This window comes from Natrinema hispanicum (assembly GCF_900111485.1).
GTDB lineage: Archaea > Halobacteriota > Halobacteria > Halobacteriales > Natrialbaceae > Natrinema > Natrinema hispanicum_A.
Genome location: NZ_FOIC01000006.1, coordinates 24,241 through 50,983, shown reverse-complemented (window position 1 = coordinate 50,983; position 26,743 = coordinate 24,241). Strand labels below are relative to the sequence as shown.

At 63.9% G+C, this 26,743-nt stretch carries 30 protein-coding genes and 1 tRNA gene; 13 read left to right on the top strand and 18 right to left on the bottom strand.

Translation table 11 applies throughout. The annotated features are described in order from the left end of the window. Positions 1-37 precede the first annotated feature (37 nt). Positions 38-1,384: an oxidoreductase gene (locus BSG09_RS07805; RefSeq protein WP_092931849.1), complete on the top strand. Its 1,347-nt coding sequence runs from the start codon at positions 38-40 to the stop codon at positions 1,382-1,384. A gap of 187 nt (positions 1,385-1,571) precedes the next feature. On the opposite strand, the gene BSG09_RS07800 is transcribed toward BSG09_RS07805, so the two are convergent. Together BSG09_RS07800 and BSG09_RS21260 are read right to left on the bottom strand one after the other, a co-directional pair. After that, positions 1,572-1,644 (bottom strand) — tRNA-Gln (locus BSG09_RS07800). Positions 1,645-1,775: 131 nt separating this feature from the next. Beyond that, on the bottom strand, positions 1,776-2,561 hold the full coding sequence (locus tag BSG09_RS21260) for a homing endonuclease associated repeat-containing protein (RefSeq protein WP_092932103.1): 786 nt from the start codon (positions 2,559-2,561) through the stop codon (positions 1,776-1,778). 109 nt (positions 2,562-2,670) lie between these two features. On the opposite strand from BSG09_RS21260, the gene BSG09_RS07790 reads away from it, so the two are divergent. The 3 genes from BSG09_RS07790 to cysE all read left to right on the top strand — a co-directional run bounded on the left by BSG09_RS07790 (position 2,671) and on the right by cysE (position 4,793). Beyond that, entirely contained in the window at positions 2,671-3,261 is a 591-nt protein-coding gene (locus BSG09_RS07790; protein WP_092931847.1) for an IMP cyclohydrolase, read from the top strand. 140 nt (positions 3,262-3,401) lie between these two features. Then, the gene (locus BSG09_RS07785; RefSeq protein WP_092932101.1) at positions 3,402-4,070 is read left to right on the top strand and encodes a metallophosphoesterase family protein; all 669 of its coding nucleotides are present in this window, start codon (positions 3,402-3,404) and stop codon (positions 4,068-4,070) included. A gap of 204 nt (positions 4,071-4,274) precedes the next feature. Beyond that, the gene (cysE, locus tag BSG09_RS07780; RefSeq protein ID WP_092931845.1) at positions 4,275-4,793 is read left to right on the top strand and encodes a serine O-acetyltransferase; all 519 of its coding nucleotides are present in this window, start codon (positions 4,275-4,277) and stop codon (positions 4,791-4,793) included. A 22-nt stretch (positions 4,794-4,815) separates the two neighbouring features. Here cysE and BSG09_RS07775 read toward each other — a convergent pair whose 3' ends face one another. From BSG09_RS07775 to larB, 5 genes are all read right to left on the bottom strand, one after another. Further along, positions 4,816-6,207, bottom strand: a complete 1,392-nt coding sequence (locus BSG09_RS07775; protein ID WP_092931843.1) for a phosphoglucomutase/phosphomannomutase family protein — start codon at positions 6,205-6,207, stop codon at positions 4,816-4,818. Between the two features lie 86 nt (positions 6,208-6,293). Beyond that, positions 6,294-7,253, bottom strand: a complete 960-nt coding sequence (locus BSG09_RS07770; protein ID WP_092932099.1) for a hypothetical protein — start codon at positions 7,251-7,253, stop codon at positions 6,294-6,296. A 106-nt stretch (positions 7,254-7,359) separates the two neighbouring features. Beyond that, complete coding sequence (locus BSG09_RS07765; RefSeq protein ID WP_092931841.1) at positions 7,360-7,614, bottom strand: GIY-YIG nuclease family protein; 255 nt, start codon at positions 7,612-7,614, stop codon at positions 7,360-7,362. A gap of 72 nt (positions 7,615-7,686) precedes the next feature. Continuing rightward, complete coding sequence (locus BSG09_RS20740) at positions 7,687-7,836, bottom strand: DUF7563 family protein (RefSeq protein WP_175542167.1); 150 nt, start codon at positions 7,834-7,836, stop codon at positions 7,687-7,689. A 119-nt stretch (positions 7,837-7,955) separates the two neighbouring features. Further along, complete coding sequence (gene larB, locus BSG09_RS07760) at positions 7,956-8,714, bottom strand: nickel pincer cofactor biosynthesis protein LarB (RefSeq protein ID WP_092931839.1); 759 nt, start codon at positions 8,712-8,714, stop codon at positions 7,956-7,958. 296 nt (positions 8,715-9,010) lie between these two features. On the opposite strand from larB, the gene BSG09_RS07755 reads away from it, so the two are divergent. Then, a complete protein-coding gene (locus tag BSG09_RS07755) occupies positions 9,011-9,178 on the top strand; it encodes a DUF1931 family protein (protein ID WP_008013450.1) in 168 nt (55 codons plus the stop codon). A 169-nt stretch (positions 9,179-9,347) separates the two neighbouring features. Here BSG09_RS07755 and fni read toward each other — a convergent pair whose 3' ends face one another. Then, complete coding sequence (fni, locus tag BSG09_RS07750; RefSeq protein WP_092932097.1) at positions 9,348-10,409, bottom strand: type 2 isopentenyl-diphosphate Delta-isomerase; 1,062 nt, start codon at positions 10,407-10,409, stop codon at positions 9,348-9,350. 125 nt (positions 10,410-10,534) lie between these two features. Here fni and BSG09_RS07745 point away from each other — a divergent pair, with 125 nt between their 5' ends. Continuing rightward, positions 10,535-10,960, top strand: coding sequence for a hypothetical protein (locus tag BSG09_RS07745; protein ID WP_092931837.1), 426 nt, complete (start codon positions 10,535-10,537; stop codon positions 10,958-10,960). A gap of 25 nt (positions 10,961-10,985) precedes the next feature. Here BSG09_RS07745 and rpiA read toward each other — a convergent pair whose 3' ends face one another. The 3 genes from rpiA to BSG09_RS07730 all read right to left on the bottom strand — a co-directional run bounded on the left by rpiA (position 10,986) and on the right by BSG09_RS07730 (position 13,636). Next, positions 10,986-11,693: a ribose-5-phosphate isomerase RpiA gene (gene rpiA / locus BSG09_RS07740; protein ID WP_092931835.1), complete on the bottom strand. Its 708-nt coding sequence runs from the start codon at positions 11,691-11,693 to the stop codon at positions 10,986-10,988. Between the two features lie 150 nt (positions 11,694-11,843). Continuing rightward, positions 11,844-12,701, bottom strand: coding sequence for an ABC transporter permease subunit (locus tag BSG09_RS07735; protein WP_092931833.1), 858 nt, complete (start codon positions 12,699-12,701; stop codon positions 11,844-11,846). Further along, the gene (locus tag BSG09_RS07730; RefSeq protein WP_092931831.1) at positions 12,698-13,636 is read right to left on the bottom strand and encodes an ABC transporter ATP-binding protein; all 939 of its coding nucleotides are present in this window, start codon (positions 13,634-13,636) and stop codon (positions 12,698-12,700) included. Before BSG09_RS07730 ends, BSG09_RS07735 begins: the two co-directional genes overlap by 4 nt. Positions 13,637-13,876: 240 nt before the next feature. On the opposite strand from BSG09_RS07730, the gene BSG09_RS07725 reads away from it, so the two are divergent. From BSG09_RS07725 to BSG09_RS07715, 3 genes are all read left to right on the top strand, one after another. Continuing rightward, positions 13,877-14,188 (top strand): hypothetical protein, encoded by a 312-nt coding sequence (locus tag BSG09_RS07725; protein WP_092931829.1) that lies wholly within the window; start codon positions 13,877-13,879, stop codon positions 14,186-14,188. A gap of 74 nt (positions 14,189-14,262) precedes the next feature. After that, the gene (locus tag BSG09_RS07720; RefSeq protein ID WP_092931827.1) at positions 14,263-15,015 is read left to right on the top strand and encodes an ABC transporter ATP-binding protein; all 753 of its coding nucleotides are present in this window, start codon (positions 14,263-14,265) and stop codon (positions 15,013-15,015) included. After that, on the top strand, positions 15,012-16,304 hold the full coding sequence (locus tag BSG09_RS07715) for an ABC transporter permease (protein WP_092931825.1): 1,293 nt from the start codon (positions 15,012-15,014) through the stop codon (positions 16,302-16,304). The genes BSG09_RS07720 and BSG09_RS07715 overlap by 4 nt, the downstream gene beginning before the upstream one ends. A 6-nt stretch (positions 16,305-16,310) precedes the next feature. On the opposite strand, the gene BSG09_RS07710 is transcribed toward BSG09_RS07715, so the two are convergent. Further along, entirely contained in the window at positions 16,311-16,871 is a 561-nt protein-coding gene (locus BSG09_RS07710) for a DUF5518 domain-containing protein (RefSeq protein WP_092931823.1), read from the bottom strand. A gap of 89 nt (positions 16,872-16,960) precedes the next feature. Further along, positions 16,961-18,082 carry an AI-2E family transporter gene (locus BSG09_RS07705; protein ID WP_092931821.1) on the bottom strand — a complete coding sequence of 374 codons (1,122 nt, stop codon included), beginning with the start codon at positions 18,080-18,082 and terminating at the stop codon, positions 16,961-16,963. A gap of 97 nt (positions 18,083-18,179) precedes the next feature. Here BSG09_RS07705 and BSG09_RS07700 point away from each other — a divergent pair, with 97 nt between their 5' ends. Together BSG09_RS07700 and BSG09_RS20735 are read left to right on the top strand one after the other, a co-directional pair. Further along, positions 18,180-18,491, top strand: coding sequence for a hypothetical protein (locus tag BSG09_RS07700; protein WP_092931819.1), 312 nt, complete (start codon positions 18,180-18,182; stop codon positions 18,489-18,491). 58 nt (positions 18,492-18,549) lie between these two features. Next, the gene (locus tag BSG09_RS20735; protein WP_175542166.1) at positions 18,550-18,711 is read left to right on the top strand and encodes a hypothetical protein; all 162 of its coding nucleotides are present in this window, start codon (positions 18,550-18,552) and stop codon (positions 18,709-18,711) included. Between the two features lie 12 nt (positions 18,712-18,723). Here BSG09_RS20735 and BSG09_RS07695 read toward each other — a convergent pair whose 3' ends face one another. Both BSG09_RS07695 and BSG09_RS07690 read right to left on the bottom strand, forming a co-directional pair. Then, positions 18,724-20,592 carry an SLC13 family permease gene (locus BSG09_RS07695; protein WP_092931817.1) on the bottom strand — a complete coding sequence of 623 codons (1,869 nt, stop codon included), beginning with the start codon at positions 20,590-20,592 and terminating at the stop codon, positions 18,724-18,726. Positions 20,593-20,768: 176 nt separating this feature from the next. Then, on the bottom strand, positions 20,769-23,144 hold the full coding sequence (locus BSG09_RS07690) for an ATP-dependent DNA helicase (RefSeq protein WP_092931815.1): 2,376 nt from the start codon (positions 23,142-23,144) through the stop codon (positions 20,769-20,771). A 145-nt stretch (positions 23,145-23,289) separates the two neighbouring features. On the opposite strand from BSG09_RS07690, the gene BSG09_RS07685 reads away from it, so the two are divergent. Next, positions 23,290-23,871, top strand: coding sequence for a DUF1684 domain-containing protein (locus BSG09_RS07685; protein WP_092931813.1), 582 nt, complete (start codon positions 23,290-23,292; stop codon positions 23,869-23,871). A gap of 187 nt (positions 23,872-24,058) precedes the next feature. Here the strand turns inward: BSG09_RS07685 and BSG09_RS07680 are convergent, their stop codons facing one another. Continuing rightward, a complete protein-coding gene (locus tag BSG09_RS07680; protein ID WP_092931811.1) occupies positions 24,059-24,739 on the bottom strand; it encodes a class I SAM-dependent methyltransferase in 681 nt (226 codons plus the stop codon). 352 nt (positions 24,740-25,091) lie between these two features. On the opposite strand from BSG09_RS07680, the gene BSG09_RS07675 reads away from it, so the two are divergent. Continuing rightward, complete coding sequence (locus BSG09_RS07675) at positions 25,092-25,670, top strand: DUF7090 family protein (protein ID WP_092931809.1); 579 nt, start codon at positions 25,092-25,094, stop codon at positions 25,668-25,670. 64 nt (positions 25,671-25,734) lie between these two features. On the opposite strand, the gene BSG09_RS07670 is transcribed toward BSG09_RS07675, so the two are convergent. Further along, a complete protein-coding gene (locus BSG09_RS07670) occupies positions 25,735-26,520 on the bottom strand; it encodes a DUF7089 family protein (protein WP_092931807.1) in 786 nt (261 codons plus the stop codon). Continuing rightward, positions 26,520-26,609 (bottom strand): hypothetical protein, encoded by a 90-nt coding sequence (locus tag BSG09_RS21825; protein ID WP_008013481.1) that lies wholly within the window; start codon positions 26,607-26,609, stop codon positions 26,520-26,522. The genes BSG09_RS07670 and BSG09_RS21825 overlap by 1 nt, the downstream gene beginning before the upstream one ends. Positions 26,610-26,743 lie beyond the last annotated feature (134 nt).

The window sequence follows — 26,743 nt, the reverse complement described above, 5'->3', positions numbered from 1 at the left end:
GCACTACACTCTTGCCCGGGCACGTGATACGGCCCCCATGGCAACGCTCGAGGATCCCATCAAGATCGGCGGTGTGACGGTCCCCAACCGGCTCTATCGCGCACCCCTACTCGAGTGTGCGGGCAACGGCCCCGACGCGGTCGACACGCTGATCGACGACCTCGAACCGGCCGCCGAGTCGGGCGTCGGGCTCATCTGCCAGGGCGCGACGATCGTCCGCGGCGAGGGCGGCTGTGCCGCGCCGGGGATGACCCGCGTTCACGACCCCGACTTCGTCGCCCGACTCTCTCGGCTGACCGACCGGATTCACGACCACGGAAGCCGGATTTTCATCCAGCTCGAGCACGGGGGCCTGCGGAGTATGGAGACTTGGCACGCCGAGTACCGAACGGAGCATCCGGGCCTCGAGCAACTCGCAGTGTCGGAACCGCCGTGGCAGTTGCGGCTGCTGGATCGGATCGGATTCCTCGAGTACGATCCACACGTCCTCTCGACCGCGGAGGTGTACGACCTCGCCGCCGACTTCGGCCGCGCGGCGGCTCGCGCCGTCGACGCGGGCTACGACGGGATTCACCTCGCCGGGGCAAACATGGGGATCGTCCAGCAGTTTCTCTCGCCGTTTTACAACCGGCGCGATGACGAGTTCGGCGGCTCACCCGAGGCTCGCCTCACGTTTCTCGCAGTCGTCCACGACGAGATCCGCGAGCGGGCGGGCGACGTGCCGCTGGTGACCAAGGTACCCGCCGAGACGCCCGCCCCGCCCGCGCCCATCGTTCGGCGGAACCTCTCGCTCGCGGATGGGATCGAGATCGCCCGCCGACTCGAGCGGATCGGCTACGACGCGGTTGTCCCCGTCCAGACGTCGGTCACCTGGGACATGAGCATCGTTCGCGGAGCGTATCCCGAACGCGCGTGGGAGAACGGGGCCCTGCAGGACGCATACGACGCAGCCTTCGGCGGCGCGACTCGACGACGGCTCGTCGCGCTGGCGAATCGCGTCCAGTCGCTCCAGTATGACTTTGAGCCGGCGTGGAACGAGGAGTTCTGTCGGCGCGTCCGCGAGCAGGTATCGATCCCCGTCCTCGCGGAGGGTGGGATTCGGGGGCGCGAGGAGATGGATCGGCTGCTCGACTCGAGCGGGAACGAAACTCCCGCCTGCGATATGGTCGGACTGGCCCGGCCCTTCTACGCCGAACCGCGGCTGGGCGCGCGGCTGCTCGAGGTCGAACCGGACGGCGATGGGCCGCGTGTCGTCTGCGAGAGCTGTAACAACTGTACAGTGCCACAGGTGACCGGCGCACCGGGTATCTGTCGGACGCCCAATGTGCTACAGAAACGGGGCGAACTCGAGCGAGCAGGGGCCTACGAGCGGTCCGACCGGTAGCCACTCAGGGCGTTACGGCAGTGCTCGTCGGTTACAACAAGGAGGGTCCGTCGATTCTACCGGCTCGCTACCGGCGGCGATGAGAGATCAGTTCTGGTGACTCGAGCGCTACCAGCAGACCCCTTCGTTTCGACTGGAGATCGGCGGCAGGAGCTAAGAAGGTGCTCGAGTCGAAACGGAAGAGAAGTAGTCCATCCTGGATTCGAACCAGGGTCGAAGCCCCCAGAAGGCTTCAGGATTGGCCACTACCCCAATGGACTGATATGTCTTCGTCGGTTTCAACTACCGACGAGGTACTTAATCATAGCGCGTGTTCATATTAGAGTGTTACGAACCTGGACGACGCATGGAACAGCGACCCACGCTGGAGAAAGGCTCGCCTTGATGGCAATTATTCGATCGATGGGTCGTAGTGTTCCATCCGGTGGCAGTTCGCACAGAGAACGGTACACCGGTTGATCTCAGAGCGAATTCGGTCCTTCGATCTGTTATCAGAGAGTAATTCTGCAACAGTTGCTCTCTTATCATTATTATGATGGAAGTCAAGGCAAGCTGGATTTGACTCTTCACACCGCACACATCCACCCATATCACGCTTTTGAGCGTGTACCCATCGTTTCCGTTCGCGTTGCGGTGGCGTGTAGTGTTTATTTCGGTGACAGTTAGCACAGAGAACAGTACATTTTCGAATTTCATCACGAAGTGCGTCTTTTCCGTAGCCGAACGTAACCATTCGTCCGACCGCCATCTTCTTTGTCGTTTCATCGACGTGGTGGAAATCGAGACAAGCGATAGTCTCGATATTGCATTGGGAACACCCACGGTCTCGCTTTTGTTCGTTGAGCCACGACCGGAGTCGAGAACGACGACGTAACGTTCGTTCTGCATTCCATTCGGTATTCCGATAGTGCCATCGCTGATCGACTGAAAGCTCTTCCCAGTCGAGATTCGACGGGAGATCAACATCGTCAGGTTTCGGCGGTACGCGAGAGCCAGTAGACGGTGCCGTTGCCAATCCTGCACGCTCTTTCGCGCCGTTCCAACTACCACATGTTCGAATGATAGTCGCAGAAGCCGGTGTCAACCCCAACTCCTCGTACTGTGCTTTCGTCGGCGACTCACCGAGTCGGTCGGCGGCCTCCCGAAGGGCCTCGAGACACTCCTCGTCCGTCGTCACACTACCGTTGGCCGCGTTATCGCGTATAAAATCTCGCCCGATACCGGCGAATTCAGCCGCTCGAGCGCGAACCGACATTCCTTTTTCCCGCTCTCGCGCACCCCCGAGTATGTACGTCGGACGATTCGTCGTCGTCGGCCCCGAGGTCGGCGCGTATCGCGTCTCTTCACGCTCGTTCCCCAACCGCGAGATTACCGCTCGAGAGGAAGCGCTCACCGTCGGGCCGACCGACGACGCACCGGAGACGGACAACCCCTACGTCTCCTACAACTGCCTGCGCGTCGTCGAGACGCCAACAGGTGAGACGGCTGCTTTCGGCAACGGCTCACACGTCGACCCGATCGCGGAGAAACTCGAACTCGGCTATCCCGCTCGCGACGCGCTCGCGGAGAGCCTGCTGGCACTCGATTACGAAAAGGACGACTACGACACGCCCCGGATCGCGGCGACGATCGGCGACGATGGCGAGGCCATGATCGGCACGGTTCGCAAGGATGCGCTGCTCGTCGAGACCGTCGACGAGCCGACGCTGGTTGCGACCTACGAGAAAGATGCCCCCGAAGCGTTCGATCTCGAGGCAGACAGCGCCGACGCGGCCGCGAGCGAGGTCTACGACCACGAGTTCGAGCACGCCGTCTGTGCGGCTGGCGTCGCACTGACTGACGACGGGTTCGAGACGGCGATCGAAAACGGCAACTGAGCATCGCGGTTTGCGTTTCTCGCCAGATACGACAGGGAGCCGTGAGCGATCGCTACCGAACGGGCACCGGCGGCGGCTGCCGGCCGCTGCGATGGACTGCTGGATAACCTACAAATTACTGGCACCTGATAGCTATGGGCATGAAGATCGGACTCATCTCGGATATCCACGGGAACCGGGTCGCACTCGAGGCCGTCCTCGAGGCCATGCCCGACGTCGACGAACTGTGCTGTGCAGGGGACGTGGTCGGCTACAACCCCTGGCCGGCTGACTGTGTCGACATGCTGCGAGAGCGGGACATACCGACGGTGATGGGCAACCACGACGCCGCCGTCGCCGCGGAGACTTCCTTCCGGTTCAACGGCATGGCGCAGGCGGGCGTCGAGCACGCCGAAAAACAGCTCTCGGACGACCAGCTCGAGTGGCTTGCCGAACTCCCGACCGAGCGCCACGTCGACGACGGGCGGCTGAAGCTCGTCCACGGCCATCCGGACGATCCGGATCGCTATACCAGATATACCTACCTGCAGGAGTTTACACCGCGGCTGCTCGGCGACGAGGACGTCCTGGTGCTCGGTCATACGCACGTTCAGGGCGTCGAGCGGTTCGCCGAGGGGATCGTCGTCAACCCCGGCAGTGTCGGCCAGCCCCGCGATGGAGATCCGCGGGCGGGGTACGCCGTCGTGGATCTCGAGGCGCTGACCGTCGAGACCGAGCGCGTCGACTACGACATCGAGGCGGTGCAGACGGCCGTCGACGAGGCCGGACTTCCCGATCGTATCGGAACGCGGCTCGCACGCGGGGAGTGAGAGACGTGAGCCGGCACGCGACTACGGAAAGGGACGCTTTAACACGTCTCCCACGGCTACTGTCTGACATGGGAGCTCCCGGCTCGACTGTGTGTACCGATCGGAACCAGCCACGGCACGTCGTGGGCCGGTGTTGTCGCTTGCGTCCGTCTCGGAACCGACGACGCCTCGAGACCGGATCGACAGGGGTGACGATCGAGGCTGATGTTTAGGCGCATCTACGAGGACATGCGAGCGATGCGCGAGCGTGACCCTGCAGCGAAGGGGTGGCTCGAGGTGCTGTGTTGCTATCCGGGGCTGCACGCGGTCTGGGCCTACCGGATCGCACACCGATGCTGGACCGGCGGCGGGACTGGCGAGCAATTCGTAGCGCGGCTGCTCTCGCAGCTCGTGCGGCTGTTGACCGGTGTCGAGATCCACCCGGGCGCGGATCTCGGTCGTCGGGTGACGATCGATCACGGGATGGGCGTCGTCATCGGCGAGACGGCAGAGATCGGCGACGACGTCCACATGTACCACGGCGTCACGCTCGGTGGGGCCACGAACGAACCGGTCAAGCGCCATCCGACGGTCGAATCGGGTGCGCAATTGGGAGCCAACGCGACGCTGCTCGGCGACATCACGATCGGCGAAAACGCGGCCGTCGGTGCCGGCTCTGTCGTCACACAGGACGTCGAACCCGGTACGACTGTCGTCGGCGTCCCAGCAGAACGGGTCGACTGACGAACGCAGCCGAGTCAGCCGGTCACACGAGCGGCTCGAGCAGTTCTCGACCCGCTTCGAGCAACTCACGAACCCGTTTCTCGTCCGCTGCCTCGGCGTAGACCCGCAACACTGGTTCTGTCCCACTGGGGCGAACGAGCAGCCACGAGCCGTCGGCCAGCAGGAGTTTGAACCCGTCGGCAGTGTTGACGTCCTCGACGGCGGTGTCTGCGACGGTTTCGGGGATCGCCGTCTCGAGATCCTCGAGGACCCGCGTCTTTTCGCTGTCGGGACAGTCGACGCTGAGCTTGTCCTGAACGACAGTCCCGTGGGTCTCGAGGAGTCGGTCGACTCGCTCGTCCAGTGGCTCGTCGGCGTGCATTGTGGCCGCGAGCAACGCCATCAACACGCCGTCTTTCTCGCGGACATGGCCACGAACCGTGAAGCCGCCGGACTCCTCGCCGCCGACGAGCGCGTTGCCCTCGGCCATCGCCTCGGCGACCCATTTGAAGCCGACCGGGACCTCCTGGACGGTCTCGCCGTGGGCCTCGGCGATCCGGTCGATCAGATACGTTGTCGAGACGGTCCGGACTGCCGATCCGGACGCGTCCTCGAGCAGATAGTCGTACAGCGCGGCGAAAAACAGGTTCTCGTCGAGATAGCCACGCTCGGGCGTGACGACGGCGATGCGGTCGGCGTCGCCGTCGTTGGCGATCCCGAGATCGACGCCGCTGTCGTCGGTGACGGTTTCGATCAGCGTCTCAAGGTTCTCCGCGGCGGGTTCGGGCGAGCCACCGCCGAAGTCGGGATCGCGCTCGCACCGGAAGCGTTCGAGGTCGGCCCCGGCGCGCTCGAGGACCGCGTCGGTGGTTCCGCGGCCGCTGCCGTGCATGGCGTCGTAGGCGACGGACAGCCCCGAGAGGTCGGTGCTGCCGGTGATCGATTCGACCAGATCGAAGATGGCGTCCGCGTGGGACTCGGTAAAGTCGACCTCGCGGACGGTGCCGTGGTCGGCTTCGGGAAGCGACTCGGGTTCGGCAAGGCGATCCGCGATGGCATCGGTGACGGCGGGCAGCGCCGGCGCGCCGTCGTCGGGAATGAACTTCACGCCGTTGTACTCGGGCGGATTGTGCGAGGCCGTAATGACGAGCGCGCCCGCCAGCTCGCGGTCGACGATCGCGTGGGCGACCAGCGGCGTCGGCCGGTCCCGATCGGAGAGCACCACGTCAAACCCGTTTGCACACAGCACTCGCGACAGTTCCTCGGCGAACCCGCGGGAGGTCTCGCGGGCGTCGTATCCGACCGCAACCGGACCCTCGAGCCCCTCATCGTCGAGATACGTCGCCACCGCCTGTCCGACCATCCGGACACGTGGCGTCGTAAACTCCTCGAGCGTCGCCCGCCAGCCATCGGTACCGAAGCTAATCGTCTCCATGGTGCGGTGGTCGCGGGCCGGTGCGAAAAAAGCGACGGGCGACTGCGACCACAGAAAGATGGCAAGTCACACCACAGCAGACCGACTCAGGCGTCGACGTTGGCGAGACGCTGTTCGAAGAGCCGTTCGCCCGTCTCCTCGCAGGTGACCGCGACGACCTTGTGGGAGCTACAGCAGGATTCGACGACGTCCTCGCCCATGCGTACGTCGCCACCGGACGGACAGGTCTCGAGGAACATCCGAAGTCCGTTGAGCACCGCCCCCTTCGTCTCGGGCTGGTAGGCGTCCCAGTCGGGCACCCACGACTCGAGAACGCGGCTGGCAGCGACGTCAGCGAGCAACGCGGCACGAGAGGGCCAGCGACCCGCCACGCCGGACGGGGAGCGCAACGTGCGGGCTTCGTCGCGGTCGTCGAGGTCAAACTCGTCTGGAGCGGCGTCGAACCCGAACGCGTCGACGGCGGCCGCAGCGTCGAGCCCCGACTCCTCGACGGCGTCGATCTCGTCGAACCAGTCGGCCTCGAAGGCGTCGGTCAGACAGAGATCGTCCCGGTCGTCGCAGGGCTCGAGGACATCGTGCTCGAGAAACAGCGTCTCGAGGTCGAGTTCGAAGGCGTCAGCGAGTTCATCGGCCTCGCCGGCGGTGGTGTCGGGTTCGGCCGCCGCATCCACATCGCGGCTTGTCACATCGTCAGCGTCGGCTGAGTCGGTATTGCCGTGATCCGTATCGATGTCTGCAGTCGCCGCGGTGTCGGCACCACCGAGACCGCTCGCCACATCAGGGTCGGGGTCCTTGCCGAACCAGCGGAGGACTGTCGGCGGGAGATACCGCTTGGTCAGCGTCGGCGTGCCGGGGACGAGATACCCTCGCAGGTAGATCACCGCGATCGAAATCACGACAGCGAGAAGGCCGCCAAGGCGTGATTTCCGCGCGATGAGGGAACCGGTGACCATCGCGATAGCCAGGTTCAAGACGGTACACGGTTCGCAGCGGTTTTCGCCCGTGTAGTCGGGCTGTCTGAGTTCGTCGACGACGTCGAGTTGCATCTCGAGACGATTGTCATCACCATCACACATTTAGTTGTCGGACGGACAGGTCGGCTCCGAGACCGGCCACTGGACTGGCAGGCGGGCCTATGTGTGTGAACACGGCTCACTCGAGTCCGACGAGCCGTTCTTTTTCGGCACGCGAAAGCTGCTTGATCTCGTACTCACGGGACATCGCAGCTGATTTCGAGTCGAACCGCTCGTGATAGCGGAGTTCGACCGGTGTCCGCCCACGGGTGTATTTCGCACCGTCGCCGGCGTCGTGTTCGGCCACGCGTCGCTCGAGGTCGGTCGTGTAGCCAGTGTAGAGAGAGCCATCAGCACACTCGAGGACGTAGACGACGTGGGCAGCCTCAGCCATCGACTGTCGAATGGGACGGAGCCGCAAAAAGTCTCACGTCCGTAGGGGTCCTGATCGGTCGTCGCGATACGTTCAGACGCCGCGAGCGCGTTCTTTCGCGGCTTCAGCGATTCCAGCGTTCGCCGAACAGCTGACACACGCGTGTATCTCACCGCGTTCGTTGGCGAAAACGCGTGCGAACCGTTCGGAGACGTGCGCGCCGCAGTGGTCACACTTGGGCATTGGACACACCGGCCGAAGCCGGTACTCGATTATACCGGGTGAACAGTTAAATAGTCTTCTCCAAACACTGTTTGGCTTTCCGGTAGCAGGAAGTATTTTTCCCTAACTAAGTATGCGTGTCAATCACGAGCCGTGGCGATCGCCTGTGCGATCAGGGTCGCCTGTGCGCCAGCGACAAAGCCCGCGTCGACGTTGACGACCGAGAGAACAGTACAGGACTGTAACATCCCGGCGAGTGCCGCCTCGCCGTCGCCGCCGTACCCGTAGCCACTCGAGACAGGGACGCCGATGACCGGCGTATCGACGAGACCGGCGACGACGGTCGGCAAGGCACCCTCCCGGCCGGCAGCGACGATCATCACGTCAGCGTCGCGGAAACGGTCGAGTTGATCGAGCGTGCGAGACAGCGCTGCAACACCGACGTCGTCGACCCGATCGATCGTCGCGCCGGCGTCCAGACAGACGGCCTCGGCTTCGTCGGCGACTGCCTCGTCGACCGTCCCGCCGGTGGCGATGCCGATAGTCGCCTCGAGCGACGGCGGCTCGTAGTCGACAGTCATCACCCGAACCGCGCCGCTGTGGCGGTCGATCGTCGCGTCCGGAGTCGTCTCCGCGATGTAGTCTTCGAGAGCGGCAAACTGCGGGTCAGAGACACGGGTAAGCAGTGCTCGCCCGGTCGTTTCGAGTGCGGTTTCGGCCAGTGCGACGACTTGCGGGATCGATTTTCCCTCCGCAAAGATCGCTTCTGGGACCCCACGGCGCTGGTCGCGGGCTGCGTCGAACCGGCCCGCCTCGCCGGTGGCATACCCCCTGAGTTCGGCCTCGGCCGCCGCTGGCGAAACGGTACCATCGGCGACGGCGTCGAGGAGTTCACGCATACACGCTCTCCGCGGCCGAGACACTCGAATCCGTCGACCTAGCGTCGAGAACAACCGAGCGAACGAGGGGTCTGGGCTGGTTGGACTGGTACTGAACGTGCGCGCGAGCCCCGGAGGACCGCGCGCGAGCCGGAATCCGGTGAATAACCGCCTTCGAAATCGAACCCGGTCGCTCATTAGACATATACTTTCCGGTGAGTCTGGTCATCGAAACCGGCGAATCAACCGCTGCAACCCCCGTATTTCCGGTAGTAAGCACAATTCTTATATAGGGTAACGGGAAAGAAATAGATCGTATGGCAGATCTTATCGTCAAAGCCGCCGTAAAGGAAGCGCTCGATGACAAAAACGTCGCCTCGGACTTCTACGACGCCCTCGACGAGGAGGTCTCCGAGCTGCTCGACGACGCTGCCCGACGCGCAGAGGCCAACGACCGGAAGACGGTCCAGCCCCGCGACCTGTAAGGTCGAGACTGCTTCGTTTTTTATCGACGCCGCGACCGAGAGTCGCGCGTATCCGTCGCTAGCCAGTTCCCTCGAGATCGATCGATAGACACGTACTGAGAGACAGAGGTCCGTACAGCGCTGATCGTCTTTCGCGTGCGAGCGGTGTAAATCGTGTTCTCCAGCAGTATCAGCGCTGGCGCTGGGTCACGTACTCGTTGGTTCGACCGAGTAGCACGTAGTCGGTCTCGCGCAGTTCCGGGATCGACGCCGATCCGGTAACGAACATCGCCGTCCGTAACTCGAGGGCAAGCGTCTCGATCAAGTCGACGACGGCGTCGGTCCCCTGCCCTGCCGGAGCGAGGAACGGCTTTGCAAGCCCGCCAGCGCGCGCGCCGAGGGCAATCGCCTTCGCGATGTCGAGTCCAGAACGGACACCGCCGCTTGCGATCACGCAGTCGTGGACGGACGCCGCCTCGAGCGTACTCACTGCAGTGGGGACACCCCAGGCCCGGAACAGCTGTCCGATCGCTTCCTGACGGTCAGCACCGACTGCGGCCGCGCGGTGGGACTCGATTCCCGACCACGTCGTGCCGCCTTGCCCGGCGACGTCGACGGCGTCGACACCGGCGTCGGCGAGCCGACGCGCCGTCTCACGTGCGATTCCGTTGCCCGTCTCCTTGACGATCACCGGCACCGAGAGGTCGGCGGCGACGGCCTCGATCGCGTCGAGGCAGCCGCGCGCGTCGACATCTCCCTCCGGCTGGACGGCTTCCTGTAAGAAGTTCAGATGGACCGCCATCGCGTCGGCATCGATCATCTCGACGGCGCGCTCGACGTCATCGACATCGTACTCAAGCAGTTGGGCCGCGCCGACATTGCCATAGAGGAAGGCGTCGGGTGCGACGTCCCGGACGACCGTGTAGGACTCGAGTAAGTCTTCGTCGTCGAGCTCGAGGCCGGCACGCTGGCTGCCGACGCCCATGGCGATATTCGTCTCCTGGGCGGCTTCGGCCAGCGCCCGGTTGATTTTCGTCGTGTTCGGGTGGCCGCCAGTCATGCTCTCGATGACGATGGGGGCGGCGAGGTCGTGGCCGAACAGCGAGGTGGTCGTGTCGATCTCGTCGCGGTGGACATCCGGCAGTGCCTCGTGGACGAGGTCGATATCGGCGAACCCTGCGCCGTCCGTTTCGATGTCTTCCTCTTCGATGATGCGGATGTGATCGTCTTTCCTGTCGGATGTCTCGGGCATCGAATCGTCTCCATCGGAGGGTGGTGTGACGGTATTGAAAAGGTGTCCATTCGTCGGCCCTGTCGCTGCACGAACTGCGACAGCGACTCGCGTTTTTTCCTCCTCCCCGCGGTAGAACTGTTCCCATGCTACGTACACTCTTGCTCGGCTTCGGGCTCGTCGAAATCGTCACGCCACGACCAGTGATCGAGGCCTGCGAGCGGATCGGCCTGCGAAACCCCGAGACGGCTCTGCGACGGCCGCTGGCGCTGACCGGCGCACGGCTCGAGGGATTGGCCTTCGTCTGGCTGCTCCTCCGCGGCCGCGAGGGAACGACGCTCGTCAGCGCGCTACTCGGGCTCGCCGGGCTGATACTCGTGTTGGTTCCGCGGCCGATCATCACGTTCAGCCAACATCTGGTGTATGCCAACACCGACGACCTCGAGCTCCGGTTGTGGGTGGTGCCCGCGGCGCGGCTGCTGGGTGTGCTCTACCTGACAGTGCTCTTGCTGTCGCGCTCGGCGGGAACTGAACGAACAGCCGACACCGACGCTGACGCGACGGCCGCTTGATACGGTCTGCGGTTGAGAGGCGACCTCAGTAGTCCCGGCGCTCGACGCCGTCCTCGCGTCCGACGTAGGCCACGTCAGCAAGGCCGACAAACAGGCCGTGTTCGACGACGCCAGGGATCGCGGAAAGCTGTGTCGCCAACCTATCGGGGTCGTCCATCCGGCCGAACGCACAGTCCAGTACCAGGTTGCCGTTATCAGTCACGACCGGCCCGTCCTTGCGCTCGGCATCCCGGAGCGTCGGCTCGCCGCCCAGTTCCCGAACCCGATCCGCCGCGAGGGTGTGGGAATCGGGGAGCACTTCGACCGGTACCGGCCGCTCGAGTCGCTCTGTCAGCTTCGAGGGGTCAGCGACGACGAGAAATCGATCCGCGGCCGAGTCGACGAGTTTCTCGCGCGCGTGGGCTGCGCCGCCGCCTTTGATGAGCGCGCCGTGAGCGGCCGTATCGGAATCGTCGACGACTTGATCCGCGCCGTCGATCGCGATGTCGACGCCGTCGACCGCGTCGAGGTCGGTCAACGGGATGCCGACCTCGAGTGCCAGCCGGCGGGACTGAAACGAGGTTGGAATCCCGCGGATCTCGAGGCCGTCGTCGACGGCCCGGCCGAGCGCCCGGATCGCGTGGGCAGTCGTCGACCCGGTGCCGAGGCCGACGACGAACCCGTCTTCGACGTCCTCGGCCGCGCGTTCGCCGGCGCGTCGTTTCGCTGCGTCTGAGCCACCGTCCGTCTTCATGCGTGTGCAAGCGAGCGGCGACGGGAAAAACGTTGTAACTTGGCCGCGTCGATCGACCCATTCGGTGGTCATACGGACTCCTGTCAGTCAGGTACGGCTCGCCCGCGACTCGCCTTGCGGGCGGCCGGGCACTCGTGACAGCAGACCGTATCAAAGGTCGACACGATCGAACCGCCAGAGCCCGAGCGCTAGCGGGACGAGCGCCCAGAGTGCGAGCAAGACGAAGCCGAACCACGGCTTGGCGACGATTGGCACACCACCATCGATCAGCCCCTGTGTCTCGTATGCGCTCGAGGCCGTGAACTGGCCAGCGCCGAGCACGGCAGTGATCGCGGAGCCATAGGCGGCGTCCGGCGTCACGGAGTTCATGACGATGTACCAGCCGGGAATCGTTTCGGGGATGATCGTCCCTTCGATCACGAACAGCAGCGCCTGAGCGAGCACGCTCCAGGCGAACCAGAGCAACACGACGAGTCCGACCGCACCGACTGCCGCTCTGGTCGTCGACCGCGTCATCGCAGAGAGGCCAACGCCAAGGCAGACGTAGACGAACCCGAACAGCACTGTTACCAGAGTAAAGGCAACGTAGTCAACGAGCGAGACCGAGCCGACGAACGCGAAGAGCCCAAGCAGGCCGACGGTAAAGCCAATCAGAATCGAGACGGCGACCACGCCAGTCCGACCGAGTACCTTCCCCAGCACGACATCCTGGCGACGATGGGGGAGTCCGAGCATGAACTGCAGGCTCCCGCTCTCTCGCTCGCCGGCGATCGCACCGTAGCCGACGAACAGGGCGATAATCGGGACGAGAAAACTCGCGGGCGTCTGCAACGCGAGTATCAGATCGATCGTCGACTCCGCGCCACCCTCCTCGAACAGCGCCGAAAGCCGCGAGGCCAGAAACGCACCGCCGACGGTAAACAGGGCGAACAGGCCGGTCAGTGCAAGCAGGACCCGCGAGCGAACGGCGTCCCGAAAGTCCTTCTTCGCGACGATAATCGCGCTCATTGGGCCACCTCCGCCGGCGTGGCGTCCGACGTATACGCCACGAACAGGTCCTCGAGCGAGGATTCGTCGGTTGTGAAATCCTCGACAGTCACATCGTACTCCTCGATCGTGTGTAACACGGTCGTCTTCGCACGGTCTGTACAGGCGACGACGAGGGTCCGGCCCTCCGGCGTCACCGACGAGACACCGTCGATCGATTCGACTGCCTCGAGGGCGGCTGTCGAGTCGTCGGGAACGCGGTCGAGAGTCACGCGAAGCCGGGTCTGATCGGGCATCGCATCACGCAGCCCGTCGATGGTATCCTCGGCGATCAGGTGGCCGTCACGCAGAATGCCGATGCGATCACAGACGGCCTCGACCTGCCCGAGGACGTGTGAGGAGAAGAAGACGGTCGCGCCGCGGTCGTTTTCCTCACGAATGATCTCGCGCATCCGGCGAGCGCCGTTGGGGTCGAGGCCGGTCGACGGTTCGTCGAGAATCAGCAGGTCCGGCTCGCCAACCAGCGCCGTCGCGAGCATGAGCCGCTGGGTCATCCCCTTCGAGTAGCCGCCGGCTTTCTTGTCGGCTGCGTCGGCCGAGAGCCCAACCCGCTCGATGAGATCGTCGGGGTCGTCGTCGGCCCCTTTCGATTCGATCGCGAACGCGACGTGCTGGCGGCCAGTCAGCCGGTCGTAAGGCTCGACACCTTCGGGGAGGATGCCGGTCCGCTTCCGGATCGCGAGGGCGTTTGCCTGCGCGTCGAGGTCGAACACCCGCACCTCGCCGCTGGTTGGCCGAATGAAATCGAGCACGAGGTTGATCGTCGTCGACTTCCCCGCGCCGTTTGGCCCGAGGAAGCCGTAGATCTCGCCGCGTTCGACGGTGAGATCCAGTCCCTCGAGGGCTGTGTCGGTGCCGTACCGCTTCGTTACGCCTGCGATATCGATGGAGGGCATTGTTCAATCAGACTACCATTGAGGAGTTACAAATAGCTTACCTCGTTGACAAGTTAACATGGAACGAAGTCCTATCAATTGTTGGTACCAAGAGCAAATGATTTGTATCGTGTAAATTCAATACCATATGTTGGATTACACTATGATCGAACTGACCCTGCCCTCCGTCGATCGAACGACACTCGATCGACACCGATGGTCCCGCGTTCGAACGACAGGCCGCTCACGTCGGGTGAAATAATGTTGCACTACGCCCTCCTTCCCTTGCAAGCTGGCGGCGAAACGGCTCAGATCGACGGCACAACGATGCTGATCGCGATGGTGATCGGGTTCATCATCGGGGTCGTGATCGCAGTCGGCGCTGCCTACTGGGTATATAAAGATGCCGCGAAGCGCGACAACAACGAACTCGCATGGGCGATCGGCGTCGGCGCGCTATTGTTCCTGTTTTTCCCCATCGGCGTCATCGCACTGATCGCATACGTCATCCTCCGGAGTGATGAGACGACGACGGAGCCAATGACCGGTGAGACGGCCGGCGGAGAGTGGTAGCACGTCGACTCAGTCGCCGAAACCGGCGTGACGTTGCGCAGAACTTTTTTGAGACCGTCCGTCGTCGAACGGGCATGGCGAGTTCGGGCACGGCCGTTTCTCTCTCGAACGTCCGCAAAACGTATCGTATCGGCGAGCCGGTCCACGCACTCGACGGTGTTTCTCTCGAGGTCCCCCGTGGCTCCTATACCGCGATCATGGGGCCGAGTGGATCGGGGAAGTCGACGCTGATGAATCTCGTCGGCTGTCTGGACACGCCGACGGAAGGAACGGTGGTCGTCGGTGGGCAAGACGTCGGGACACTCGGCGATCGCGAGCGAACACGGCTGCGAGGGACCGAGGTCGGCTTCGTCTTTCAGACGTTCAACCTCATGCCGCGGTTGAACGCCGTCGAGAACGTCGCACTGCCGCAGTTGTTTCAGGGCGTCGGCCGTGCTGAGCGTCTCGAGCGGGCACGAGACCTCTTAGAGCGCGTCGGCCTCGGCGACCGAACCGATCACATGCCCAACGAACTATCGGGCGGCCAGCGCCAGCGGGTCGCACTTGCCCGCGCGCTGGTCAACGACCCGGCGATCGTGCTGGCCGACGAGCCCTCGGGGAACCTCGATACGGACACCGAAGCGGACATTCTTGATCTCTTTGACGAGTTCCATGCAGGCGGGACGACGATGCTCGTCGTCACCCACGAGCGCCACGTCGCCGAGCGGGCCGACCGGATCGTCCACCTCCTCGATGGACGGATCGAGCGAATCGAGGAACTTAACGGTGCCAGCGGGTCGCAGCCGGGAACGCCGGCCGGCCAAGAACCGGGAGGGAGCGACGAATGAATCCGCTCGAGAGTCTGCGCCTCGCGTGGCGATCGATCCGTGGCCACCGGCTTCGGTCGGCGCTGACGACGCTCGGGATCGTGATCGGCATCGCGGCGGTAATCGCCTTCGTCACGCTGGGTGCAAGCCTCCAAGCCGGCGTGATCGGCGACATCAGTCCCGATGACCAGCGAAACCTCTACGGCTGGGCCGCCGAACCCAACACCGAAGGCGGCCCGCTAGCAGGCGCACAGCCCGTCTTCACACAAGACGACCTCGATGCAGTCGAGGATCGCGAGGACATCGACGCGGCCTACGGCTACGCGACGCTGCAGACGCAGGCGATCTCGAACGGCGAGGAGACGGTGGCGCAAGGCAGCGGGTTGATCGCGTCGGGACCGTCGTACATCCGCGAGGAGCGTATCGCCGAGGGCAGACAGTTCGAGATGGGAGCACGCGAGGCGGTGCTCAACCCAGCGGCTGCGAATCAGTTCGAGGAGAACGTCAGCGTTGGCGAGAACCTGACCGTGACGATGCTCGGCGGGCAGCGAATGGACGTCGAAGTCGTCGGCATCACCGACAACAGCGAGGGACTGAGCCCGTTCGAAGGATTCGAGTCCTCACCGCGGGTCTACGTGCCGACTAACCCCTACTACACGGAACAGGCTTCGATGCTGGGAATCGGCGGTGGCGGTGGCGGTGGTGCTGGCAACCAGAGCCTCGCCGGCGGCGAGGCCCGGTTCCTCGCGATCATCATCGAGGCCGAGTCGGCCGACCAGACAGACATCGACGCCGCCCGCGAGAGCGCAACCGACTACCTCGAGAGCGACGCCGCCGACGCCAGCGAGTTGCTGGATGACGACCTCGAGGTACAGCTTCAGACGAGTACGGAACTGCTGGGCCAGCTCCAGGACGTGTTGAACCTCCTGCAGAACTTCATCGTCGGGATCGCGGCCATCTCATTGCTGGTCGGCTCGATCGGCATTGCGAACATCATGCTCGTCAGCGTCACCGAGCGGACCCGCGAGATCGGTATCATGAAAGCCGTCGGCGCGCAAAATCGCGACGTTCTCGGGCTGTTCCTGACCGAATCGGTAATCCTTGGCGTCATCGGCGCGATCCTGGGCACCGGGCTGGGGCTCGTCGGGGGCTATCTCGGGGCCCAGTACATCGATCTCCCGTTAGTCTACCCCCTCGAGTACGTCGCGCTCGCGATCATCGTTGGGATGGTTGTGGGTATTCTCGCCGGGCTGTATCCGGCCTGGCGGGCCGCTCGGACGGACCCGATCGATGCGCTCAGATACGAGTAAGTGAACTCACACCTCTCGATCGGAATCCCGGTCGCGCTCTCGCTGTGCGTCTCGGTCGTCAGCGCGATCGCTCGAGTCCTCAAATCCCGTATCGAACGTCGACGGCTCGCCGAACTCGTCGTCTCGCGTCGACGGCGTGTCGGAACGGCGAGCGGCCTCGTTCGTGTCGAAGCCAACCGTCTCCCGGGTTTGCCGGTGACGGTCGGGATACTCTCGAGCGAGGTACGCGCCGAGATAGCCACCGAGCAGTGAAAGACCGACGGTATAGAGCAGCAGGAAAAAGCCGAAGCTAACGATCACGAAGGTAAACAGGACCACCCCTTCGATCGGGAAGCCGCCGATCAGGCCGAGGCTGAAAAACCCGGCCAAGAAGAACCCAAAAATCAGGAAGGGGACGAACGTGATCGCGCCGGCCAGCGCCCCCGCGATTGCGCCCGCTCGTTCGTCCGGCCCCTCGAGAAAGCCCGCGACAGCCCCGCCAAGGACGGTCGAGCCCGGGATAAACGAGGCGACGACGCTGATGACAGCGCCGATAATCGCGTTGACGAGCGTTCGCGTCTGAACCATACTAGACGAAAGGACGGCAGAGAGAAAAGTGTCGGTGGTCCAAGACGCTCTGTCGTCGAAGCCCAGTCGCCAATCCGGGGCGGTCTCTCTCAGTCGTCAGCAGCCTTCGAATCTGGCTCCTCGAACGTGGTCTCTGTTTCGTCGGGATTGCGTGCAGGACCCTCGTGGTCGTCTTCGACGAGGTCGGTGAACGTGGCATCGCCGTTGACCTCGTCTGCGAGCAAATCGACGGCTTCGACGAACACCGCGACGAGCAGCGGGCCGACGACGACGCCGATCGCACCGAGGGTAAAGAGGCCGCCAGTGAAACCGACGAAATAGAGGCTGCCGGGAAGGCCGGCCGAGCGTCTGGCGAGTCGCGGCCGAACAGCGACATCTGGCAGCCAGGCGATCAGGACGAGTCCGAGCGTGCTAAGCAGCGCTGCTGCGACGAGGTCGCCGACGGCGACGTGGTAGAGCGCGATCGGAATAACGAGCATGCTCGGACCGATGATCGGAACGAACTGGAGGACGGCAGCGGCGATCGCGAGCGTTAGCGCCGCCTCGTAACCGAGCCCCCAGAACAGCGGATAGGCGGCGGCGAACGTCGCGATCGACGTCGCGACCTGCAGCACGTAGATCGCATACAGCGTCTCGCGGGCCCGCCGGGCCAGCGCGTAGACTACGTCTCGATACTCGTAGGGTACCGGTGCGATGGCCGCCCGGCCCGCCGCGTCACCTTTGAGCAGCAGGCCGAATAGCAACACGACGAACAGCGCGAACTTGATCGCAAGCACCGGCAACGCCAGCGCGAACGAGGTCGCAGCCCCCTGAACGAACTCGAGAGCGGCGGTCTGAACCGCCCCGGTTTCGATCGCATAGGTCATCCCGAACGCCGAAACTGACAGCTCTCGGGGCAGCGCCGCGACGGCGTTGACGACCTGCTCGAGCCGGAGAGAGAACACGACGACCAGCGGCGTACTAACCGCGAGTGCGACACCGAAGCCGACCAGGGTCGCGGCCAGCGCGCCGGTCCACTCGGTGAGCCCGCGCCTGACGAACCAGCGCTGGACCGGCACGAGGACGTAGGCCACGGTCAGCGCGAGGAGGATCGTCCCGAGTACCTCGAGTAAGATCCCGCCGGTCACGACGCCAAGCGCGAAGACGATCCCCGCGAGGACGTACCGGCGCTGGCGGCTCAGGCCGGCGTTCTCGTTTCCAGACCCTGTCACAGCCGGGACTCTCACTCGAGGGCTAAAGTCTTTGTCTGGTGAGCGAACCGGAACGCGCAGGGTTGCCTTTTTCGACGGGATCGTGGTAGTCACACGCATGAAGGTGGTTCGGCAGCTCCGAATCGATATCGACCGACGGGAGGTGGCTGTCGGGACCGAGATCACCGTTCGCGTCCGTGACGATCGACGACGGCCCGTTAAGGGAGCGATCGTTGCGACACAGACGAAATCTACACGGACGGACGAACGCGGCCTGTGCCGGTTGCGATTTGACTCGCCCGGGTTCTGGAAGCTCGTCGCGGCGACGTCACCGACCGAGCGCGAGGCGTACGAACCGGCGTCGGCGCTCGTTCGAGTCGTGCCGAACGCGACCGCACTTCGCCCGCTCGGCTGGGTCGGACCGCGATAACAGTCAGTGGCGACGAACGGGCACAGCGTTATGCTGCTCACGGATGTAGACCGTTGCTATGGGAGACACAAAGAAGGGACGAGACAAGCAAGCAGACGACGCGGAGAAACACCAGCGAGAGCAAGAACTCGCGGAGGAACTCGAGCGTGGTGACGAAGCCGAACCGCCGCTCGAGGACGACGAGGAGGCGGCCGAAGACGAGGATACAGCGGACGAGTAGGTTCGGAGCCGACTACAGACCCCAGAAAAAGGCGATGCCAAAGGTGGTCACGACGGAAAGCAGCAACTGTAGCGGCGCGCCGACCCGGACGAAGTCCGAGAACTTGTAGCCGCCGGGACCGTAAACGAAGAGATTCGTCTGGTAGCCGACGGGGGTGAGAAACGCCGTCGAGGCCGCGAACGTCACGGCGAGTACGAACGCGAACGGGTTCGCACCGATCTGGGACGCAGTTTCGACGGCGATTGGCAGCATCAACACGACGCTTGCGTTGTTGGAGATGACGCCCGTGATCAGCCCCGTCGCGATGTAGAACACCCACAGGACACCCAGCGCCGGCAGGTACGCGCCGGTCGCTGCGACGAGGCTGCCAAGCAGGTCTGCGCCACCGGTCTGCTCTAAGGCCATCCCCAGCGGGATGATGCCGGCCAGCAGGAAGATCACGTCCCACTCGACAGCGTCGTAAATCTCGGTCGGTCTGAGCACGCCCGTCGCAACCATCGCAACGACACCTGCAAGCGCGGTCACGAGAATTGGCAGGGAGAGCGCAGACAGCGCAGTGAACGCGCCGATACCGGTCACACCGGCGAGAGTCGAGCCGACCATTCCCCACGGCATCGCGACGGTGCCGACGACCCCCGCCATAATCGCCGCCGCGTGGGGGATCTTCTCGGTTCGGTAGTCGGGTTCGTCGGGTTCGTGGGCGACGATGAAATCGTCGTTTTGTGAGAGCCGATCGATGCTGTCCGGAGCGGCCTGTACTAACAGCGTGTCGCCAATGCGGATCCGACGCTCGTCGATGTTGGACCGAACCGTCTCGCCCCGGCTGCGGAAGGCCAGCACGGTCGCGTCATACCGCTGGCGAAAGGTCGAGCTCTCGAGCGACTTGCCCGCGAGAAACGACCCCTGTGGGATGACGACCTCGACGAGCGTCTGCTCGGAGACTGCCTCGGGCTCGAGTTCGTCCGCACTCTGGGGGTTGCCGGCGAAGGTCAGCGTCTCTCTGTCGACGAGTTGCTGGACAGTCGGCCGGTCGGCCCGCAATCGAAGCAAGTCGCCGGCCCGGAGCGTCTTCTGGCCGATCGGTTCGATGAACTCCTCGCCGTCGCGGACGACCTGGAGAATGTCGGCGTCGAACGCGACGTGGTCGATGGCGTCGTCGACGGTCGACCCGATCAGTGGGGAATCGTCGTCGACGACGACGTCTGTCAGGTACTCCTCGATGGCGTACTCCTTGACGTAGTCCTCGTCGACAGGGACGCGTTCGGGCAGCAATCGATGGCCGACAGTCATGAGATAGAGGCTCCCGACGACCAGCACGACGATCCCGAGTTGGGTAAACTCGAACATCGAAAAGGGCTGGTCGAGCAGCCGCGCGGAGACGTCGCTCGCGAGGATGTTCGTCGAGGTGCCGATCAGCGTGAGCATCCCGCCGAACATCGACGCATAGGAGAGCGGAATCAGCAGTTTCGAGGGGGAGGTCTTTCCCTTATGGGCGATATCCGAAATGACGGGCACGAGAATGGCGACCACCGGCGTATTGTTGATAAAGCCGGAAATCGGGCCGCTGACGCCGATCGTCGCGAACAACTGTTTATCGAGGTCGTCACCGGCGAACGCGGACATCTTCCGGCCGATGATCTGGACGACCCCCGTCCGGCTGATCCCGGAACTGAGAATGAGCATCGCCAGCACAGTAATCGTCGCCGAGTTCGAGAATCCGGACGTTCCCTCTGCCGTCGAAATCTCGGTGAAATTCACCACACCGTCGGCTCCAAGTACCATCAACAGCACCATCACGAGGATCGCGGTCACGTCGATCGGGAGCCACTCGGTCACGAACAACACCAGTGCAACGACGATGATCCCGAAGACGACCACCATCTCTGGAGTCACCGCCAGCCCGCTCGAGTCAGCCGCTAGCGGAGTCGTACCGCTAGCAAGCAGTGAAAATCCGGACACGATTGACAGTACGGAGTCGGTGACGGTCCCGTTTGAAGGCCTCGGTCCGACCTCGAGTTCGAGCCAGCGGCGCACGGCCGCTCAAACGGGCGGCCGACCTACTGCGAGGACAGTCGCGAGCGGAACCGCTCGAGGCCGACATCCAACATATCGGGGCTGACCGGCTGGAACTCGCCGTCGGCAGGCAAGTATGGGCGCACCGAGTCCCAGCTCTCGCGGGCGTAGCGTTCGTCCAACAGGACGCGCACGCCGACGTCATCGGGGCTGCGGATGACGCGGCCGATCGCCTGCCGGGCCTTTCGCACGGCGGGAATCGTCAGCGCGTAGGTAAAGCCGTCGCCGAACGCGTCGTCGTACGCTCGGCGGACGGCTTTCGTCCGCGGGCTCGAGGTGTTGACGATCGGGACACCACAGACGACCGCCGCGGCCAGCCGGTCGCCGCTGTAGTCGACGCCCTCGGTCAGTGTTCCCCGAAGGCTCGTGACGAGGACCTTGCCGTCGCCCGCGAAGAAGTCGGCTTTGAGCGACTGGGTCGTCTCGTCGTCGCTTGCGGCGTCGCGCAAGACCGGCTTGTCGACTCGCCCTTCGAGGACGCCGGCGGCCCACTCGGCTTCAGCGTAGCTGGGCATGCCGACGAGGACGTTGCCGGGAAGCCGGGCGACCTTCGCGATGGCGTTCGCGTAGGCTCGCCGCGTCGGATTTTCGTCACCCGGTCGGCCGCGATTGTCGTACGTGTACTTCGGCGCGGCGACCGCGAAGCTCTCGCGGTTCTCGGCAGGAAAGTGCAGCCCGTATCGGCGCTCGACCACTGGCCGGTCTTCCTCGCGTGCGAGATACTGGAGCCCGGTTACCTCGGTAAAGGCCTCCATCGGCTCGAGGGTCGCACTCATCAAGATACCGCCACCGAACATCCCGAGGCGGTCGCCGATGGCATCGCTGGGGACGCAGTTGTGCAACGCAAGGCGAGCGTTGTAGGCCCGCCGCCACGAGTCGGCGGGCTCGGTGTCATCCCAGATGCGCTCGAGTTCGATCTCGCGGAAGTAGTCGGTGTGACCCTGCCGGTACCACTCGCCGAGGACGCGGCCGACAGTTGGCGCAGCGCGGCTTCGGTCCTCGTCTTCGGCCTCGTTCAAGATTCGACCGGCGACCGCACCGACAGACTCGGCACGGACCCAGTCGGCGTCGCCATACCCCGCCTCGCGGGCCCACTCGCTGAGTTCGTCTTCGGCGGGCTTGCTCGGATCACGGAGCGGAATTTCGTCGTCGTTCAGCTCGGTCAGGTTCGACTGCCAGCCCCGGTAGTTCCGGTCGAGGAAGGCAGTCACGCGGCGGTCGAGTTCGGCTCGGAGGTCACGGACGAACTCGAGGGTTCGATTGAGTTCCTCGAAGGAGACGTCGCTCTCGTTGAGTTCCCCGCGCACGAGGTCGGCGTCGGCGGTCTTGGAGCCGCCTTCGGCCTGTCTGCCCTCGCGTTCGAATTTGAGCGGCTGGATGACCCGCGAGAGTTCCGTCTCGGCGTCCCGAAGCGTCGCGTCGGCGACGCCCTCGCTGACCAAGTCGCGCACGCGTGGCTCTAACATGTGGGCCTCGTCACAGACGACGAACGTCGAGTCGTCGAGCAGTGCGCCGGTAAAGGAGCCGACCGTCCGGGGGTCAAAGGCGTGGTAGTAGTTTCCGATGACGACCTCGACATCGCCAAGGGCAGCCCCCATCACGGAGTGGGGACAGGTGCCGTGTCTCGCTGAGCGCGCGACCAGCTCCTCGGGCGTGACCATGCCGGCGTCGGTGAAATCGTACGGGACTGCTTCGGCGGCCGCGCCGTCTTCGTCGTCCGGTAAATCCTCGAGGTACTGTGCGTAGAACGGACAGTACTCGGTTTCGGCCCCGACGGGGCCGCCCTCGCCGTACTCAGGCAGTTCGGGCGGATAAGGCGTCGGTTCGCCCGCGGTCTCGAGGAACCGGCCGTCGCTGGCGCGAGCCCCGCTGTCGGCCAGCCCGATCTGCTGGCTGCGGGCGCGGGCAGCGAGGTTTTGCGCGGTCGTGTCACCGCCCTCGCCGGTGAGGTCACGAGTACGGTCCCGCAGCGTCTCACAGCGGTCGTAGACGTTTCCGTCGTCGATTCCTGCTGCACTCTCGCGGTTGTACGGACAGACGTCGGCCTTGCCGACGAGCGTGAGTCCCGATACTGGGTCCCAGTCGCCGGGCAGATGCTCGTTGATCGTCTCGAGGTCGGCCTCGAACTGGCGTAGTTGCTGTTTGACGCTCGTCAGGACGAGGACGCGCTCGTAGTCGGTGTCCGGATCGCGTACGAGGTCGATCCCCGCGGTGAGTGCGATCATCGTCTTTCCGGTGCCACAGGCCCCTTCGATGACGGTGTAGCCGCCCTCCTGTCCGGTTTCGATGGCGGTTTCAATGCCGTCGACCTGCGGCTCGTAGGGGCTGTCGTGGCCGAAGATCGCACGCCAGTTCGTCATTCCTGCCGTACTCATCGTCGGTCGGTCATAGGGTTGACGAACACGAGTGGCCGCTCGATCGTATTTAAACGGTGGCTCGAGAACGACGGAGCGTCAGGACCACCGAGAACGTAACGCCTTCCAGTCCTGGCGCTCTACCTCGGCTATGAGCGACACCAGTTCCATCGACGCCGACCAATATCGGGACGAACTCGAGTCGAAACGCGCCGAGAAAGACGACTTCTTCGCGACCCATCCACAGTCGCCGATCCCGCCCGAGGAACGCGACGACTTCGACGGGCTGGACTACTTCGACCCCGATCCGACCTACCGCGTGACCGCGACGGCGACGGTCCACGACGACCCCGAGGTCGTCTTGATGGAGTCCACCGCGGGAAGAGAGGTGCGCTATCTTCGCGTGGCGACACTGGAGTTCGACCTGAATCGTGACGACGAGGCTCTCGAAGATGGAACCTTCGAGTTGGCTGCATATCAACAGGAGAGTCCGAACGCGGAGCCGCTGTTCGTCCCGTTCCGGGACAAGACCACAGGGCAGCAAACCTATCAGGGTGGTCGCTACATGGAGCTTGAAGCGGACCGCGACCTCGAAGACGGCGACGAGCTCGTCGTCGACTTTAATCTCGCGTACTCGCCGTTCTGTGCGTACAGCGAGACGTTCGACTGTCCGCTGCCGCCGGAGGAAAACTGGCTCGAGATCGCGATTCCGGCAGGCGAGCGATACGAATAGAACAGCGGTCTCGCAAGTCGCGACCCGACACATCGCCGACCCGTGCTCCGTCTCAGCCGCTGCGCTCGAGCGCGAGACGGATATGAGGGGTTTTCGCAAGGGGCCGTTTCGACTCGAGCCACCGGCCGCGTTGCGGGCTGTACGACGGGAACTGGGGGCTCGAGTGGAAATAGAGGGGTTCGACCGGTCAGGGAGCGACGCCGACGGTCAACAGCGTGCCGAACTCGCGGTAGCGCTCGACCATCGCCTCGCGGGTGTCCCAGTCCTCGAGCGGGAACTCGTCGTCGTCGGGAATCGTAATTTCGCGATCGGGGATGTTGTCCTGTTCGGCGACGTGCAGGCCTGCCTCGCGGAAGGCCATGCGGTACTCGTCGCGGTCCCAGCGGGTCATCTCGATGTCGATGAACTCCTGCCACTCGTGGGAGTGGACGTTCTCCTCGTAGTAGTTGACTGCACAGTAGAAGGTGCCGCCGGGCCGGAGGATGCGGGCAATCTCCTCGAGAGTGTGGTGGGGATCCGCGGCGTAATAGAACGCTTCCATCGACCAGACGTGATCGATCGAGTCGTCAGCGAAGGGGAGCGCGTCGAAGTCGCCGACGAGGAAGCCAACGCTCGCGTCGTCAGTATAGCTGGCCGCATTGCGGGCCATTTCGGGTGCGCCGTCGAGTCCGTAGACGCGGCCAGCGCCCTTTGTATCCCGGAGTGCGCGGCCGGCGTAGCCGCTCCCGCAGCCGAGATCGAGGACGGTCTCTCCCGGTTCGACTGGCATCCGCGCGAGTGCGTGCTTTGCGGTGTGCCAGTGTCTATCTTCCATTCCCTTGTCACGGCCGCTCGTTGCCCAGTCGTCGAACTCCTCGCGTACGCTCATAACGTGGCGATGTGTGACGCAGGGATAAACGCGTTCGCATGACGTCGCGGAACGCTGTGGCGTCGCTCACAGTCGTGATTGAAGCCGACACGGTCGACGGACAACACCCCATGAGAGCCATTCTCACCGTTATGAGAACCACCGACAGATACTTTAGGCTGGCCTAAATTATAGCAAGTGAAGGGTCGTCGGTGATCGAACTCCGTGGGCATCTGGAGTTCGCGATCCTCGGTGAGCCACACTGTCCCACCCCCTCGCCAGTTTTGGACCCTTCCTCCGGTTTCCGGAGTCCAGTTTCGTCGCATGATATATCCGCACGCTTAAGGGAGTGCCGAAAGTTGTTCACGCCAGTATGGACTACAGCCTCGAGATAGACGGGACACCGGAGACGGTACCGGGCGGGACCGGCGTCCTCCTCTTGCATCCAAGCACTGGCGAAACCGACCGTATCGATACCGACTTCCTCAAAGCCGACACCGACCACTTCCTCGTCGTTTCGACGCGAACCACTGCCCGCGAAGTCAAACAGAAACTCGAGTACTACGATGTCAACGAGGAGTGTGCCGAAATCCTCGATACGCTAAGTATCGAACGCGGCTACTCCCGGCGGTCGTCCGATACCGTCCACTACGTGGCCGCTCCGGACAACATCGACGGCATCGTCGCTCAGATCGACGCCTTCCTCGACACCCATGAGGGAAAAGTCCGCATCAGCTTCGATTCCGTCACCGAACTCGCCTACTACGCCGGTGACGAGCGAGCCCTCGAGGCCGTCGAACGAATCCTCGCACTGCTCGAGGACCACGACGCAGTCGGCCTCTTTCATCTCTCGGAAGAACCACACGACGCCGCGCTCGTCGACGAGTTCCGCGGACTGTTCGACGGCGTGATCGACCTCGACGAAGACGGGAGCATCGACGCCGAGTTCTAACCAGTCCAGTCGCGTTCGATCACGAGCCCGCTCGAGAGCCGCCACGCGGCCTAAAATCGAACAGTTACTCGTCGACCAGCGAGTCGAACGTCTTCTCGGCCCACCGGATCGCATACGCCGGGCCGTGATCCCGGTAAGCCTCTGTATCGAGCGCAGCGAACGGCGCGGGCAGTTCGATCGCGTGTTTGATCGCCGCACACGCCAGTTCGGTCGCGTCCGCGAAATCAGTCTCGCCACGAGCAACCGCCCGTGGCAGTCCCGCGACGCGATCCTCGAGTCGCGACCCCGCGTCCTGCCAGGCGTCAGCAAGGGCCGGATGATCGCCGTGCCAGTCTGCGAAGATCTCTCGGGTCTGGAGACCGATCCAGCCATCATACAGCGCGGCGGCGACCTGATAGGTGCTGTTCGGGTCGAGCGGGACTGCTCGATCGAGCTCGCGATACGAGTCCTCGAAGAAACCAATGAACTGTTCGGGCACCTCGAGTCCGACCTGGACGAACGCCTCGGCGATCAGAAACTCGACGAACGATTCGGGCGAGCCCTCGACTCTGGGTTTGACCACCACGACCGGCGGCTCCGTCTGACGGGTCCAGGCGACGCTGCCGTCGCCCGGCATTCCGATCGTGAAATCCGAACTCGCGTAGCGAGCGAGCAGCGTTGGCGCGTCTTCGGGCAGCCAGGCTGCCGGATAGCTGGCCGGCTCGAGCGCGTCGACGAGCAAGCCGAGGTCCTCAGCGAGCGCTGGTGGAAGGGTTTCGAAGTCACGCTCGCAGTCGAGAACTCGAGCGCCCGGTGCGTGAGCGTCACGAACCGACGTGAGTCGATCCGGGAGCGCACGAGTCTCGAACATCAGGCGAACGCCGTCTGGAAAACGAGCAGGATCGACAGCAGTGCCGATACGGCGACCGTGGAAAGAACAACCTTGGTTGCAGTGCTCATATGTGCCCCCTCGTATCGCCATTGCTTAAATCCATCTGTCTCCGTCCGCCGTCTCGACCCGCTCGTCCCCGTATGCCGGTCGAATTACAACGACTCGAGCAGTCGCATTACACCATCGCCATTGGTCGACAACC

What these genes read in the sequence shown, in the direction of transcription:
- BSG09_RS07730 (WP_092931831.1), bottom strand. Translation starts at nt 13,636, where the DNA reads ATGCCCTCCATCGATATCGCAGGCGTAACGAAGCGGTACGGCACCGAC.
- BSG09_RS07765 (WP_092931841.1), bottom strand. Translation starts at nt 7,614, where the DNA reads ATGGCTGAGGCTGCCCACGTCGTCTACGTCCTCGAGTGTGCTGATGGC.
- BSG09_RS21825 (WP_008013481.1), bottom strand. Translation starts at nt 26,609, where the DNA reads ATGAGCACTGCAACCAAGGTTGTTCTTTCCACGGTCGCCGTATCGGCA.
- rpiA (WP_092931835.1), bottom strand. Translation starts at nt 11,693, where the DNA reads ATGAAGACGGACGGTGGCTCAGACGCAGCGAAACGACGCGCCGGCGAA.
- BSG09_RS07725 (WP_092931829.1), top strand. Translation starts at nt 13,877, where the DNA reads ATGTTGCACTACGCCCTCCTTCCCTTGCAAGCTGGCGGCGAAACGGCT.
- BSG09_RS07720 (WP_092931827.1), top strand. Translation starts at nt 14,263, where the DNA reads ATGGCGAGTTCGGGCACGGCCGTTTCTCTCTCGAACGTCCGCAAAACG.
- BSG09_RS07710 (WP_092931823.1), bottom strand. Translation starts at nt 16,871, where the DNA reads ATGGTTCAGACGCGAACGCTCGTCAACGCGATTATCGGCGCTGTCATC.
- BSG09_RS07685 (WP_092931813.1), top strand. Translation starts at nt 23,290, where the DNA reads ATGAGCGACACCAGTTCCATCGACGCCGACCAATATCGGGACGAACTC.
- fni (WP_092932097.1), bottom strand. Translation starts at nt 10,409, where the DNA reads ATGCCCGAGACATCCGACAGGAAAGACGATCACATCCGCATCATCGAA.
- BSG09_RS07735 (WP_092931833.1), bottom strand. Translation starts at nt 12,701, where the DNA reads ATGAGCGCGATTATCGTCGCGAAGAAGGACTTTCGGGACGCCGTTCGC.
- BSG09_RS20735 (WP_175542166.1), top strand. Translation starts at nt 18,550, where the DNA reads ATGGGAGACACAAAGAAGGGACGAGACAAGCAAGCAGACGACGCGGAG.
- BSG09_RS07805 (WP_092931849.1), top strand. Translation starts at nt 38, where the DNA reads ATGGCAACGCTCGAGGATCCCATCAAGATCGGCGGTGTGACGGTCCCC.
- BSG09_RS07775 (WP_092931843.1), bottom strand. Translation starts at nt 6,207, where the DNA reads ATGGAGACGATTAGCTTCGGTACCGATGGCTGGCGGGCGACGCTCGAG.
- BSG09_RS07785 (WP_092932101.1), top strand. Translation starts at nt 3,402, where the DNA reads ATGAAGATCGGACTCATCTCGGATATCCACGGGAACCGGGTCGCACTC.
- BSG09_RS07715 (WP_092931825.1), top strand. Translation starts at nt 15,012, where the DNA reads ATGAATCCGCTCGAGAGTCTGCGCCTCGCGTGGCGATCGATCCGTGGC.
- BSG09_RS07755 (WP_008013450.1), top strand. Translation starts at nt 9,011, where the DNA reads ATGGCAGATCTTATCGTCAAAGCCGCCGTAAAGGAAGCGCTCGATGAC.
- BSG09_RS07745 (WP_092931837.1), top strand. Translation starts at nt 10,535, where the DNA reads ATGCTACGTACACTCTTGCTCGGCTTCGGGCTCGTCGAAATCGTCACG.
- BSG09_RS07680 (WP_092931811.1), bottom strand. Translation starts at nt 24,739, where the DNA reads ATGAGCGTACGCGAGGAGTTCGACGACTGGGCAACGAGCGGCCGTGAC.
- BSG09_RS07675 (WP_092931809.1), top strand. Translation starts at nt 25,092, where the DNA reads ATGGACTACAGCCTCGAGATAGACGGGACACCGGAGACGGTACCGGGC.
- larB (WP_092931839.1), bottom strand. Translation starts at nt 8,714, where the DNA reads ATGCGTGAACTCCTCGACGCCGTCGCCGATGGTACCGTTTCGCCAGCG.
- BSG09_RS20740 (WP_175542167.1), bottom strand. Translation starts at nt 7,836, where the DNA reads ATGCCCAAGTGTGACCACTGCGGCGCGCACGTCTCCGAACGGTTCGCA.
- cysE (WP_092931845.1), top strand. Translation starts at nt 4,275, where the DNA reads ATGTTTAGGCGCATCTACGAGGACATGCGAGCGATGCGCGAGCGTGAC.
- BSG09_RS07690 (WP_092931815.1), bottom strand. Translation starts at nt 23,144, where the DNA reads ATGACGAACTGGCGTGCGATCTTCGGCCACGACAGCCCCTACGAGCCG.
- BSG09_RS07700 (WP_092931819.1), top strand. Translation starts at nt 18,180, where the DNA reads ATGAAGGTGGTTCGGCAGCTCCGAATCGATATCGACCGACGGGAGGTG.
- BSG09_RS07695 (WP_092931817.1), bottom strand. Translation starts at nt 20,592, where the DNA reads ATGGTGGTCGTCTTCGGGATCATCGTCGTTGCACTGGTGTTGTTCGTG.
- BSG09_RS07790 (WP_092931847.1), top strand. Translation starts at nt 2,671, where the DNA reads ATGTACGTCGGACGATTCGTCGTCGTCGGCCCCGAGGTCGGCGCGTAT.
- BSG09_RS07770 (WP_092932099.1), bottom strand. Translation starts at nt 7,253, where the DNA reads ATGCAACTCGACGTCGTCGACGAACTCAGACAGCCCGACTACACGGGC.
- BSG09_RS07670 (WP_092931807.1), bottom strand. Translation starts at nt 26,520, where the DNA reads ATGTTCGAGACTCGTGCGCTCCCGGATCGACTCACGTCGGTTCGTGAC.